Raw genomic sequence first — 13620 nt, 5'->3', positions numbered from 1 at the left:
TATAGTGATTTAATTTTATTTTTTTATCGCAATAAATATCAAATTATTGGGCCGTGCAAAGGGAGCCCTGAATGGTCGGATTTAGCAAAATAGCCCAGTCTTTGCCCTCAGGGCGTAACTATGTATGATGCTGATATTTAATGAAATCCATAAGCTTAATTCGCTTATTATTACAAAAGTACCTATTCCCTTCATTTTATGACCCTGGGAAATCAGTAGGGGTTCATTTCCAATTTTATATTCGAATCAAAGGCCAATACAATCAAGTTCTAAAATAGGACATTGCTTTAATGGCCAGGATTTTTCACTTCCCCCATACAGAGACTCAGCAGAAACGCTTGATGTTAAAGGCAAGATCAGGAATACAGTAAATTTTAAGGCGGGTTCTTGTCATCCTACTTTAATGATTAAGTCGGTGTTGCTGATTTTGGTTTTTACTATTGGGAAAAATTTAATATTTAGTCCGTAAAGCAAACCGATAAAATGATTCCTGTTTCGTAGAGCAAACAAAGAGGGAGCGCTAACATAATTTGAGAAAAAACATCAGGTGGTGTAAGTAACATGCCTACTATAAAAGCGCCTACAATAACATAAGGCCTGATTTTTTTTAAAGTCATTACATCGATGATTTTTAAGCGTACGAGTACAAAACAGATTAAGGGTACCTGAAAGCAAAATCCAAATGTCATCAGCATCCGGGTGATAAAATCCAATGCATAGCCCATATCCGGCATGTAGCGTACTCCTTTAGGTAAGGAATGGGCAAAAAAATGAAACATGAATGGCAAAACCAGGTAAAAACAAAATAATACGCCAACAAAAAAAAGGATGAGGCTCAATATGAGTGCAGTGCGTAGAATAGTTTGTTCTTTTTTATACAGTCCTGGGCTAATGAAACACCAGAATTGGAATAAGGCAAATGGGGCACTTAGTAACATTGCGGCATCAGCAGCAAGTTTTAATGGAGTAAACACAGGCGATGTTACTTGGGTGGCAATGACACTTTCTTTTGGAGATAGGGTGTCAAGTAAGGGGCTAGCCAGGGCTTGAAATAAATGATTGGCTTGGAAAAAGAAAATGAAAAATAATGCGATAAACCAAATTAGGGTTTGTAGTCCTCGACGACGCAATTCTAATAGATGGTTTAATAAGCTATGGTTCATATCTGGCTTGGATTTCTGGATCCCGCGAATACATCGCGGGAGATAGGAATAAGATAGATTCTTTAAATCAAGGACAGTAGTTCTAAGCGCTAGTAACTTCTTGATTTTTAACGCCAATCCTCTCGGGTCTAATTTCTCTTAGCCGATTGAACTGATCAACAAAAACCACGGTTGGAACCAGGCTTGCACAATCTTCTTCTAATACCTGGGAGAACGAAGCGATAATAATTAAATCCCCAGGTGTGACTAAATGCGCAGCTGCACCATTAACACAAATTTCGGTTGAGCCGGGTTTGCCCGTGATTGCATAAGTTTCAAAACGGGTTCCTGCGGTAATGTTCCAGACATTAACTGCTTCATAAGGTAAAATATTAGCTGCTTTAAGAAGTTCCGGAGAAATCGTGATACTTCCTTCATAGTCCAAATCAGCTTCTGTTACGCAAGCACGATGGATTTTTGATTTTAACATTTTTCTATAAGCCATAATAATTCCAGCCTTTTTCATAATGGACGAATTTTACACCATTTCCAGAAGCTTACGCCATACAAATTTATCAACTCAATAAAGGTAAATTCCCATTTTTGAAACTTAATTAATGATTACGCTCATTTTATTATCGGACTACTTTTTAAGATCGAGGCACGATATAATTCTTTTTTACTCTTTGGAGATGAATTAAAGTGAAGCATAGTCCTCGTAAGCGGTTTGGACAGAATTTTCTCCAGAACCAACATATTATTAACCGTATTGTGCATGCGATAAATCCCCAACCGCAAGATAATATGCTTGAGATCGGTCCTGGCTTGGGGGCGCTGACTCAGTCATTACTGCGCTACCTAAATCATCTAACCGCTGTTGAAATTGATACTGATTTGCAAAAATATCTGACTGAATTATCGGGTATTGCTGATAAATTGCATTTGATTGCTGCTGATGCATTAACACTTGATTATAATCAATTTGGCCCCAATTTACGGGTAGTAGGCAATTTGCCTTATAATATTTCTACTCCATTGCTCATCCATTTACTAAAGTTTACGGCCTCTATAGAAGACATGCATTTTATGTTACAAAAAGAAGTCGTTGAACGGATGGCAGCCCAACCAGGATGCAAGGCTTATGGACGATTAACCGTTATGCTTCAGTACCATTGTACTGTGGAGCATTTATTTGATGTGCCTCCCGAGGCTTTTGATCCCAAACCCAAGGTTGATTCTGCTGTGGTTCGTCTGGTCCCCCACCGCATTTCACCTTTTGAACAGATTGCTGTGGAGCGACTGGAGTATTTGGTGGCCCATGCGTTTGCCATGCGTCGCAAGACGCTAAATAATAACTTGAAGGGCTTAATAACTGCAGATCAATTACATGATTTGGGTATTGATGGAAGTAGAAGACCAGAACAAATTTCTATCTCGGAATATGTTCAACTAGCGAAATTTATTTCCAATTAGTGTAAAATTAACTATTGAGGATTGATTTTTTTTGGTCGGAGTTACTAAATTATTATGGAGATGGCTTTGTTTCAACGTCAACGTAAAGGTTCCTTGTCCTCGCAAGGCAAATCTTTGAAAGATTTAACACGCATGGTGAATGCCAACATTTTTTTATCGGAAGAAAGAAGGCAAATATTGCTCGAAAAAATGAGAGTTTTTTCGGGTTTGGAAACGTCACGCTATGATAGTTTATGCGGTACTCTTGTCGATAATCTTGTTCAGTATTGCCAAAATCTGCCTGAAACAACACACAGCTATTATTCGCAGCCTGGTGGATTAGTCGATCATGCCTTAAATCGTACTGAAGCAGCACTTGGCTTATTTCAAGAATTTATGTTACTCGACCAACCTGCAGCAATGTCTGAAGAGCAAAAACTTTGGCAATATGCACTTTATTCCGCAGCTTTATTGCAAGGTATCGGCAAATTATATGCGGATTACCGAATTGGGCTTTATGATACAAATGGCCAATTTTTAAAAGAATGGAATCCATTACTTGAGAATTTGACAAGTACAGGTGTTTATTATTTTTATGAATTTCAAAAAGAGTCAGAAGTTGATCTGCGCCGTCGACTTAATTTATTGATGGCCAGGACATTGATGCCTGTCAGTGGTTTTAACTGGATTGCTTCTACTCCCGAAGTTTTAGCGGTTTGGTTGGCTTTATTAAATGAAGACGAGCGTTCCGCCGGTACTTTAGGTGCGATATTAATTCATGCCGAAGCAATTGCAATTCAACGTTATTTACTTGAGTTTATGGGGCGAACTGTTTCAGCCCAGGGGGGAGGACGGTATCGTGCCGCCACATTTTCCGGTGGTCAGCCAGAATCGATATTGGAAAAAGAACAGGCAATAGGAATGGAGTTCATCAAATGGATGATCAAATCTTTAGATGAAGGCCGTATTATGATTAATAAAGCACCTTTATTTATGGTGCCTGGCGGGATGTTGATGTGTCCTGAAATATATCAACTATTTGTGCGGGAGCATCCTGAATATAAAAACTGGCAAGCTGCAAAAAATGGATTTTTGGCTTTAGCACTTCACAGCCGCGCTGCTGATGGAAGTGTCATAAGCCGATATGATCTTAAAGGAAAGATAGAGTCAGGTATCATCTTTTCTAAATATGCGCTTGCTTTACCTGCATCAGTCAAAGTGCAAAATATGAATACCGGGAAGGTTGAGAGTATGTCGGCTACGGAATTGATTCATAAAGCTCAGTTCAACAGTCAATTTACACAACAAAATAGTGGTTTGGTGACTTCATTGCAGAAATTAAATGCAACTGGAAAATGGCAGGCTGTTGAAAATGAACATAATGTGCTAAGGCCGGGAGCAAAAAACGGTGCCTGATTATGCAATCGGTGATGTACAAGGCTGTTACAGGCCTTTGCAGAAATTACTGGAATTAATCGAGTTTGATGAAAAAACAGATCGCCTATGGTTTGTTGGTGATCTGGTAAATCGTGGTCCGGAATCTTTGGCTGTTCTACGCTTTATTCGTTCCCTACCCCTTACGCCAATAATCACATTAGGGAATCATGATTTGCATTTATTAGCCTCATTATTTGGCGGAAGGCCTTGGCGCGAGCATGATGATACCTTACAGGAGGTGGTAAATGCTTCTGATAGCGAGGACTTAGGTCATTGGTTAAGAAAGCAATCTATTTTACATTATTCAGCAGAGCTTAACGTCGTGATGTGTCATGCAGGGATAGCTCCCTTATGGGATTTAACCCAGGCAATGCAACTGGCTAAAGAACTAGAAGACGCTCTTGCCGGTGATCATTTTCGTGATTTTTTAGCACATATCTATGGTAATAAACCTGAGCTCTGGTCTGATGATCTAACTGGAATAGAGCGGCTGCGAGCGATAACAAATTATTTTACGCGGATGCGTTTTTGTGATGCAAATGGTCGGTTAGAGTTGGGTTATAAGGGAACCCTTGCGCAAGCGCCAGCAAATCTTTATCCTTGGTATGATGTACCAGGTCGTAAAGAAATAGAGTGCGATATTGTTTTTGGGCATTGGGCAGCTTTAATGGGAAAATGCCCAAATCCTAAAATTCATGCCATAGATACTGGATGTCTCTGGGGAGGACAACTAACCGCATTACGTTTGCAGGACAGGCAGCGATTTGCAGTGTGGAACAAAAAATGATCTTAAAAAAGGGAGCACTGCTTTTTTTGTTTATTTCCTTGTTTACGCGCCAGATTTGGTCCATCCCTGCTGTGGAAAATTCGTCAATAAAAGAAGCTGAAGACCGTTTGCAAAAAGCAATAGAAAATCCTGAATTTATGTTAAAACACTGGATAGAGCTGCCTACATCCCCTGCTTCCCGTAATAAAACCATCCATCAACTAAGTTTACGAGAGGCTATTTTATTGGCTTTGCGCTATAACCCTAATATTCAAAATGTCGAGCTTGATCGTATTGTCCAGCGCTACCAGCTGCGCTTGGCTTATAATGAGTTTGAGCTACAATACGCTATAGGGGCCTCAGGAGCAATTCAGAAAAGCACTTACTCCGGTGTTGGCTCCAGTACAAACCGCACACTTCTAGGCACCCCTGAATTTAATTTAAATACAAAGTTGGGTACCTCGGCAAAGCTCGGGATTGATAATAATCTTAATGGAAACAACAGCTATAATCCTGTATTAAATTTTTCGTTAACACAGCCTCTATTACGTGGTTTTGGAAAAGCTGTAAATGAAGCAGCGCTTTTAAATGCTGAAGATGCTGAGTGGTTGAATAAATTAAATTTAAAGCAATCAGTAGCGGATCAAGTGACCCAGGTCATCATGTCTTATCGGATGCTGATTCTCAGTGGTAATAACTTACAAAATCAGCGTTTGCAATTAAAAGAAGCCCAAAAGTCTTATGAAATCAATGAAAAGAAAATAAAAGCAGGGCAATTAGAGCCCACAGGTAATATTCAACAATCTTATCAAATTGAATCTTTAAGTTTGATGGTTGAGCAAGCAGAAAATGATTTTGAAACCGCATCACAAGATTTGTTACAGACCATAGGTCTTGATCCAGAAATGCATATATCAGTACCTAGCGATGTAGTATTAGACAAACTTACCGTTCCTGATTTAAAGCAATCGATTGAGTATGCTTTAAATAACAATACTCAATATTTAGCCTATAAAGTTGCCTTGCGTGCTGATGAGCGTGCTTATAAAGTTGCTAAAAACCAACAATTATGGCAATTAGATTTAGGAGCAAACATACAAAGTGGCGTTGTAAATGATGTTACCGGGGCTAGTGGGGGAGTGCGCGGTATTTATGATGGTAATAATGTGACTGAAACAGCGCGGTTGACCTTAACGGTACCATTACATGATCTCAAGCGACGGAATCAATTAATCAGTGCCAAAGTTCGTTTGGAAAAAGACCGCTTGGCGCTGCTTGCTGCTAAAAGAGCCTTAATGACCAACATCACAAATATCATCAATAATATCAATAGCTTGGCCAAGCGTTATCAATTGGCACAAAAGCAAGTGAAATTGGCAGAACAGTCTTATGCCTTGGAAAAGAAAAAACAACAGGCGGGGATTTCCAGCGCATTGGATGTAAACAACACGCAAAATCAATTAATTCAAGCACAAGCAGGATTAATCAATGCAAAAATTGCTTATTTGAATCAAATATCAAATCTGCAAAGAACTCTTGGAACAACACTGGAGCATTGGCAAATTAAATTAAGGTATGGTGGATGAATAGGTATTTCAATCAATTAACGAGCGTAATCATCTTAATGATATGCTTATTTTTGTCTTCATGTGGACAACATCAGGAACAGAGAAAGACAACGGCTGTTTTGCATGAATATAAAGTTCAGGAACGCCCTATTCATAAGTCATTGCATTTTACAGGAACAGTTCAGCCCTTACATGAAAGTACTCTCAGTAGCCCAATCGAGGCAGTGGTTGAAACCATGAACTTTCATTATGGGCAAATAGTTAAAAAAGGGGATGTAATTGTCACCTTAAATTCAACGGAATTACAAAGACAGTTTAATGACACATTAACAGAGTATTTAAAGGCCAAAGACAGTTATACCATTGCCAAGGCCAAATTTGTGGGAACCCAGGATTTATGGGATTCAGGCCTGCTGTCAAAAAATAATTACTTGAGTGAAAAATCAAATGTGGATACAAGTCGGGTTACCCTGATGCAGTCCACACGTAAACTGACAGAGATGTTGGAACGATTAGATGAAAATCGTGCACAAAATATATCCTCATTAAGTTTAGCTGACTTCGACAGGCTAAAAAATATTTTGGCCTCAAACCACAATTTGATTCATTTAAAAGCACCAAATGATGGGGTGCTGCTCTATCCCCCTAAAGCAGGAGAGGACAAGAGTGTACGCGTCTCTGTAGGCTCCTCGGTGAAATCAGGCCAGGTGATTGGATTAATCGGTGATTTGTCGGGAATCAGTATTGAAATTGATGTTCCTGAAATTGATATTACCCAGGTGCAAGCAGGTATGGATGCAACAGTCAGTGGGGTTGCTTTTGGTAAATATCAATTACATGGGAAGTTGGTTGCTGTGAATGCACAAGCTTCTAATAATAACGGGCTTCCATTTTTTACGGCAGTGGTTGAAGTACGAAAACTAAGTGCAGAGCAACAAAAATGGATTAAAGTAGGTATGAGTGCTTCTATAGAATTAAATGTGGATAATGGAAAGCAGTTAGTGATACCTATTGCTTCAATCAAACGTGAAAAAGGGCAAAGTATTGTTCACGTGAAAAATGAATCAGGTTCTATTGAAAAACGCGTGATTACTACAGGTGCGGCTCAATCAGATTCAGTACTTATTGAAGCAGGCTTAAAGTCCGGTGATGTGGTGGTTTATGAGTAATATCCCATCTAAACCATGTGAAAAGAGGATGGTACAGGGAGGCAGTAAGGATACGGATAGGGACAAAAAAAAGCAGCCGTTAATGGTACTTACTGATATTGTAAAAACCTATCATCTTGATGGAATTAGTTCCACTATTTTAAAAGAAGTATCCCTTAACGTTTATGAAGGCGATCTTCTTGCCATCGTAGGCGCCTCTGGTTCAGGTAAATCCACGCTGATGAATATTATGGGCTTATTAGATAAAGCGGATAGTGGTATTTATTTGTTAAACAACCGCAATGTAGCCGCCTTAACTGATGATCAAACTGCAGAGTTACGGAATCAAAATATAGGATTTGTTTTTCAACAATTTAATTTGCTACCACGGTTTAGTGCCAAGCAAAATGTAGCATTGCCTTTAATTTATCGTGGTGTTCATGCCGCTGAAATTGAAGAAAGGGTTCTCGCGGCTCTTGATTGTGTGGGTATGCATCAATATGCAAGGCATCGACCTACACAATTATCAGGGGGACAGCAACAACGTGTTGCTATAGCGCGTGCTTTGGTCACGGAACCCCAAGTGATTTTAGCAGATGAACCTACGGGTGCGCTTGATTCGCGAACAGGCAATGACGTGATGAATTTATTTTTGTCCCTACATGCCCAAGGCCGGAGTATCATCATGATTACTCATGATGAGCAAATTGCCGCACTTTGCCAGCGAAGGATTACGCTTGTGGATGGTGTGGTAACAACGGAGGCGGTGTGATGAAGTTTTCTGGGCATTGCCAGCAAGCTTTAGTCAACTTGACCGCGGCTAAATTACGTTCATTTTTGGCTATTTTAGGCATTCTAGTCGGTACCGCTGCTGTTGTCGCTTTAATTAGTTGTGGGCAATTGGCTACAGAAAAAGCTTTGGCACAATTTAAAGCATTGGGAACCGATTTGCTCTCAGTTGCCGTGTACTCCAAGACTGTAGGTCAAGGTAACCAGGAATCAGTTTCTGTAGCACAATGGGAACAACTGTCTGATCGCATCCCCTACATTATGGATATGGCACCTTATAGTACCGCATACCAGCCTATAAGCTATCAAGGGAAATCGATGCAAGGAGCAGTAATTGGGGCCAATGAACATTTGGCCAAAATTGTTAACATCAAACTAGCTGCAGGGCATTTCGTTTCTTTTGTTGACTCTTATGAACACTACTGTGTTATTGGGGCGAATTTAGCACGACAAATAAAAGAAATTAGTTTTGATGAACCCATAGGCAGGCAATTACGAATAGGACGATCTTTATATACTATTATCGGAATAGCTGAACCCTGGAAAGAAAATGGTTTCTTTAATGAAGACATCAATCAGGCGGTGATTGTCCCTTTGGCCGGGATTAACCTAATCAGTAAAGATGCCAAAGTGAATAATGTGATTTTGAAATTAAGACCGGATAGTCCTATTGATGAAGTAATTGAAGAAATAAAACAAATCATTGGATCCGCAGCACCTAAATTAAATGTGTTTACCCGTAGTCCTAAACAAATCATTGCCAGTATGGAAAGCCAAGGGCAGATTTTTACCCTGTTACTTGCAGTAATCGGTGGTATCTCGCTTTTAGTAGGCGGGATTGGGGTAATGAATGTGATGTTGGTCTCGGTTAGCGAACGTAAAAAAGAAATTGGTATCCGTAAGGCTGTTGGCGCTAAAAATAGCGAAATTCAAGCGCTATTTTTAGCGGAATCGGTCATGCTTTCTCTATTAGGTGGCGTGCTTGGCGTCTTTTTAGGGTTAATTGTCACACGTATTTTAGCCTATTTTAGTGGCTGGAATTTTTCAATCTATGTTCTTCCTCCTGTAGCAGGCTTTTTAGTATCTGCTGCAACAGGGATTTTCTTTGGCTTTTATCCTGCACGGCGAGCGGCAAAACTGGCACCAGTAATTTCTCTGCGCAGCGATTGAGCTTCGACAAGGTAGCGGCGCTTAAGACAGCGAATGATGATAAGGTGACGTTATTTCCTGTCCATCATAGGGTTTTTGATATCCTGATGTAAAAAAGAAAAGGTTCCTATTCACTTCTTTTTTCAGGGATGAGGGTTTGGGGTGTTTGTGCAAAATGTATTCTTTGGTTGCTTTATGAGATTGCTCCCAAACACAAGCAACATCTTCAAAGCCACCAAGGGTATATGGTCCGACATAAAGTGTCTGGGCGTGCATTTGGTTTTTATCCAATTCCAGACGAAGTTCCCAAGGCAGGGTTGACATATAATCCTTCCAAACTTTAGTTTCCAAAATATCTACATCGGTTACACCGGGTACCTGCAAGAGTTCTGATTTTAATTGCTTTATTTTTTCCGGAGTAAAAACAAAGTCTGTACTCTTATTTAGTTGACTGGGTTTTAAATTAATATACGCAGTGCATAAACGTCCGTCTTCGGGATTGTCGCGATTGTCTCTCGTAGTGATTAGCGCTAAATGTTCTAATCCTTCTGCATTAAGACCCGCATATTCATAATAATGATTCGCAGGATAGCCAAGCAATTTAACTACTGCGACAGGGTATTGATACCAACTCAGATTATCGACACATTTTTGCTCTGTCTCAGTAAGTTTCATTCCTAATGTGGGCCAATGCAATGGCGAAATAGCAAGAACCAAAGAGTTTGCACTGATGCTTTGCAGGCCATCATCTGATTCAAAAATAACGGTAATGCCTTCACCATTTCTTATGATGGATTGGATATTCGATTTATAGCTAATATTAAAATCAGCAGCTATGGCCTCCATTAACTCCTGGAAGCCATTTTGTACACAAAGTAGGCCTTGCATTCCAAAGAGTTTGGGAATGATCAGATCAGGTAGCGTCATAGTGCCGTAGTATTCAAGAACGGCGTAGGCAGGACAATCTTCCATAAGGCCATAACCAAAGGCGGGAACAAAGAGATAGGAAAATTCATTTACTTTTTCCAGATTATATTTTTTGGCAAAGTCTCTGAAAGGAATTTTATAATCTTCGGGGAGATCCTGATGTTTATCTCTTAATCGTTGATATTTTTTAGCATGTTTGGCAAAAATGAACATTTCATTCGCAAATTCCATCCCCCAAAATCCTTTCTCCAGGAGCCCCATTTGGCTTAAATTTTTATCAAAAGGAACAGTACTGAGATCCGTTGGTAATACTTGCTCCCAAGCTAATCGTTTTTCCTGCATCTTATCAATGACCCTACCGTAGTTTGGCGCAATCAAAGCAGCCCCCCATTCGGTTTTATTGTTTTTATTTAAGGGATCGGTAAAGGTATGGCATTTACCTCCGGCTTGAGCTTCCTTTTCCAGAATGAATACTGATTTTTCATGCTTTTTTAAAACATTGGCAGCGGATAAACCGGAAGGACCTGCGCCTATGATAATTGTGTCTACTTTGTTTAATATTTTCATTCATTACTCCTTAAATAATTGCAAAAAAAAGTTTAAGGAGGAGCTATTGCTATGTAAAATATAGAATTTTTATAGAGGATATAAATAAAATTTATAGCCTCACGCCACATGATGGAGCTTCCAGGACACGAAGCACGGAATCGAATAAAAGGATTAATCGATGTTACCTTCTGCAAGTGATTTAATTTATTTCTATGAAGTAGCTAAAGAATCAAATTTTAGTAGAGCTGCTAAAAAATTGCATATAAGCCAACCTTCATTGAGTTTTTCCATAAAAAGACTCGAGCAATTACTGAATACAAATTTATTTATACGTCATACCCAGGGCGTTACTTTAACTCGAGCAGGTAATAAATTATTCGAGAACTTTGAGAGTTTGTTAACCCAATGGAATTCCTTAACCACAACAATTGAAGAAACGAACCAGAATATTAAGGGGAAAGTAACTATAGGATGCTACTCTACACTTTGTTCCTATATGTCGAAAATGAGCTCTAACTTATTGTTGCAATATCCAGAGCTGGAAATTCATTTCAAACACGGGTTATCTGCTGACATTATGCAACACATAATCGAAGGCAATGTAGATTTAGGTATTATGACGGATCCTTATCCCCATGCTAATGTCATAATTCGCAAGATTGCTGAGACTGAATTTGCCTTTTGGTCCTCTTGTAAACAAAATAAAGAAGTTGATCTATATGCGGATGAGTTGTTAATTTTAGCCGATTTAAAAATTCCTCTAGTGCACTCCCTATTGAACGAATTGCAGAAATTGCGCCAACATAGGCCTGCTCCGCGTATTTGTAATGTGGATCAAATTGAAGCATTGGCGGCGATGGCAATTAACAATCACGGAGCTGCTATTTTGCCAAAGTGCTACATTGAACTTCATTTTAAAGATCAATTAAAAATGATTGAAGACACGCCAACGTATGTTAAGCCTTTATGCATGGTATACCGTCCTGATGTGAAGCAGGTTGCTGCAGTGAAAGTTGTCTTAAAAGCAATAGACGATTTGCTGCAATCAATTAAGGAACAATCAACATCCAAAATGCCCTAGACGTACGCCTGGTTTTTTTCTCTATTGCACCGAATGTATAAGTACCTTAAGATGAAAAAATTCTTTGATCATAAAATGGACTTGAACTATGTTAAAAAAATTTTTAGAAGTAGGTGTATTAACTGCTAGTCTTTGTTCTTTAGTTTATGCAGATACCCCACCTGCTTCTCCAACTAATTCACTTCCCTCAAGTTATATGCCAGTGGATATCCATGAGAGTTTTCAAAGCATTTTGCAGCGTATGAGCCTTGCGAAACAAGGAGTGAATGATCGTCAGCAAGAACTCTTAAAACAGCGCTATGATTTGAGTAATAATCCTTCTCAAACCGTAAAAATGTCTAATGGAAAACCTGTGCAGGAAGGTGTGCGAGTGAAGCTTCCTGAAAACCTCACCTGGGAGCAGTTGGCAAAAATGAGTCCAGAAGAAATTAAAGCTAAAGGTCTTTTTCCTCAGGGATTTTTACCTTTGCCCCACCCGAATCATCCAGAGGGTGGGATGTTATTCCCTAAATTTGTTATTGATGAAATTAAAAAACAGGAAGATAGGGATTTAACTCGTTTTGATTTGGATTTTGACATCCCAGATCATTTTTTACCGCCTTACCCCGCCCCTATTTATTTAACCACCAGACCTGATCTGGGTGATGTGTCCAAAGGTAAAGTAGTAACTATTGAAAATTATTACGAGCTATTCAATGGATTATTAAATCCTAAGCAATTAGAAGGATTACGTTTATTAGTCACTCCTTTTATGCAGCAACAATTTAACCAAACAGAAGACAGGCGTACGGTTAAGCCCAGTCGAGGAGTGGCCTGTTTTGATTGCCATGCTAATGGCCATACTAACAAAGCAACCCATTTGGTGGGTGATATTAGACCCCAGGAATTTCGGCACCGTATCAATACGCCAACCTTGCGTGGAGTCAACATCCAGCGATTATTTGGCTCGCAACGTGCTTTGAAGACAGTAGAAGATTTTACCGAGTTTGAACAAAGAGCGGCGTATTTTGATGGTGATCCTGTTATTGCAACCAAAAAAGGGGTTAATATCCTTGAACGTGGCAGTCAGGTTCATTTCATGGCGGAATTTCAGGAAATACTGGATTTTCCTCCTGCACCTAAATTAAATTGGGAAGGGAAACTTGATCCTGCTAAAGCAACTCCGGCAGAGTTACGCGGCCAGGAACTCTTTTTTGGTAAGGCAAAATGTTCCAGTTGCCATACCCCTCCTTATTATACGGACAATACCATGCATAATTTGCAAACAGAGAAATTTTATCAGCCACAAACAATTAATGGTATGAGAGCCGTTGGTGATGGGCCTATAAAAACATTTCCTTTGAGAGGTATTAAAGATTCTCCTCCCTATTTGCATGATGGACGCCTGCTTACTTTAGCGGATAGCGTAGAGTTTTTTAATTTGGTTTTACAGTTACAATTAACAAAAGATGAAAAGACTGATTTGGTTGCATTTATGGAAGCGCTTTAATAGTCACTGTATACTCTAAGAGTGCCAAAGACTTTAAAAGTTAATAGAGTCTCTCTTGACGCTGTTTCCAGGGCACATCTTTGGCGATATGCCTCGCAGCTTGGCTGCGGAGTTTTGTGTTAT

At 39.5% G+C, this 13620-nt stretch carries 12 protein-coding genes; 9 read left to right on the top strand and 3 right to left on the bottom strand.

Translation table 11 applies throughout. The annotated features are described in order from the left end of the window. Nucleotides 1-458 precede the first annotated feature (458 nt). On the bottom strand, nucleotides 459-1163 hold the full coding sequence (gene tatC / locus EKG34_RS08085; RefSeq protein WP_003633596.1) for a twin-arginine translocase subunit TatC: 705 nt from the start codon (nucleotides 1161-1163) through the stop codon (nucleotides 459-461). Between the two features lie 82 nt (nucleotides 1164-1245). After that, nucleotides 1246-1647, bottom strand: coding sequence for an aspartate 1-decarboxylase (gene panD, locus EKG34_RS08080; protein ID WP_003633594.1), 402 nt, complete (start codon nucleotides 1645-1647; stop codon nucleotides 1246-1248). Between the two features lie 197 nt (nucleotides 1648-1844). Between panD and rsmA the strand changes: the two genes are divergently transcribed. The 7 genes from rsmA to EKG34_RS08045 all read left to right on the top strand — a co-directional run bounded on the left by rsmA (nucleotide 1845) and on the right by EKG34_RS08045 (nucleotide 9472). Continuing rightward, a complete protein-coding gene (gene rsmA / locus EKG34_RS08075) occupies nucleotides 1845-2615 on the top strand; it encodes a 16S rRNA (adenine(1518)-N(6)/adenine(1519)-N(6))-dimethyltransferase RsmA (RefSeq protein ID WP_003633592.1) in 771 nt (256 codons plus the stop codon). Between the two features lie 54 nt (nucleotides 2616-2669). Next, entirely contained in the window at nucleotides 2670-4010 is a 1341-nt protein-coding gene (locus EKG34_RS08070) for a conjugal transfer nickase/helicase domain-containing protein (protein ID WP_012978742.1), read from the top strand. Next, nucleotides 4003-4818 (top strand): symmetrical bis(5'-nucleosyl)-tetraphosphatase, encoded by an 816-nt coding sequence (locus EKG34_RS08065; RefSeq protein ID WP_003633587.1) that lies wholly within the window; start codon nucleotides 4003-4005, stop codon nucleotides 4816-4818. Before EKG34_RS08070 ends, EKG34_RS08065 begins: the two co-directional genes overlap by 8 nt. After that, nucleotides 4815-6383 (top strand): TolC family protein, encoded by a 1569-nt coding sequence (locus EKG34_RS08060; protein WP_003633585.1) that lies wholly within the window; start codon nucleotides 4815-4817, stop codon nucleotides 6381-6383. Before EKG34_RS08065 ends, EKG34_RS08060 begins: the two co-directional genes overlap by 4 nt. Further along, the gene (locus EKG34_RS08055) at nucleotides 6380-7534 is read left to right on the top strand and encodes an efflux RND transporter periplasmic adaptor subunit (RefSeq protein ID WP_080619840.1); all 1155 of its coding nucleotides are present in this window, start codon (nucleotides 6380-6382) and stop codon (nucleotides 7532-7534) included. The genes EKG34_RS08060 and EKG34_RS08055 overlap by 4 nt, the downstream gene beginning before the upstream one ends. Nucleotides 7535-7616: 82 nt before the next feature. After that, on the top strand, nucleotides 7617-8285 hold the full coding sequence (locus tag EKG34_RS08050) for an ABC transporter ATP-binding protein (RefSeq protein ID WP_003633581.1): 669 nt from the start codon (nucleotides 7617-7619) through the stop codon (nucleotides 8283-8285). Continuing rightward, nucleotides 8285-9472 (top strand): ABC transporter permease, encoded by a 1188-nt coding sequence (locus EKG34_RS08045; RefSeq protein ID WP_003633579.1) that lies wholly within the window; start codon nucleotides 8285-8287, stop codon nucleotides 9470-9472. Before EKG34_RS08050 ends, EKG34_RS08045 begins: the two co-directional genes overlap by 1 nt. Nucleotides 9473-9493: 21 nt before the next feature. Here EKG34_RS08045 and EKG34_RS08040 read toward each other — a convergent pair whose 3' ends face one another. Further along, nucleotides 9494-10945, bottom strand: a complete 1452-nt coding sequence (locus EKG34_RS08040; RefSeq protein ID WP_003633577.1) for an NAD(P)-binding protein — start codon at nucleotides 10943-10945, stop codon at nucleotides 9494-9496. 160 nt (nucleotides 10946-11105) lie between these two features. Between EKG34_RS08040 and EKG34_RS08035 the strand changes: the two genes are divergently transcribed. Next, nucleotides 11106-12008, top strand: a complete 903-nt coding sequence (locus EKG34_RS08035) for a LysR family transcriptional regulator (protein WP_003633575.1) — start codon at nucleotides 11106-11108, stop codon at nucleotides 12006-12008. A gap of 88 nt (nucleotides 12009-12096) precedes the next feature. Beyond that, nucleotides 12097-13497, top strand: coding sequence for a hypothetical protein (locus EKG34_RS08030; protein ID WP_003633573.1), 1401 nt, complete (start codon nucleotides 12097-12099; stop codon nucleotides 13495-13497). The last annotated feature ends 123 nt before the right edge of the window (nucleotides 13498-13620 follow it).

Source organism: Legionella longbeachae, from assembly GCF_004283175.1.
Classification (GTDB): domain Bacteria; phylum Pseudomonadota; class Gammaproteobacteria; order Legionellales; family Legionellaceae; genus Legionella; species Legionella longbeachae.
Note: the sequence above shows the minus strand (reverse complement) of the source record. Positions and strands in the feature narration are given on the sequence as shown.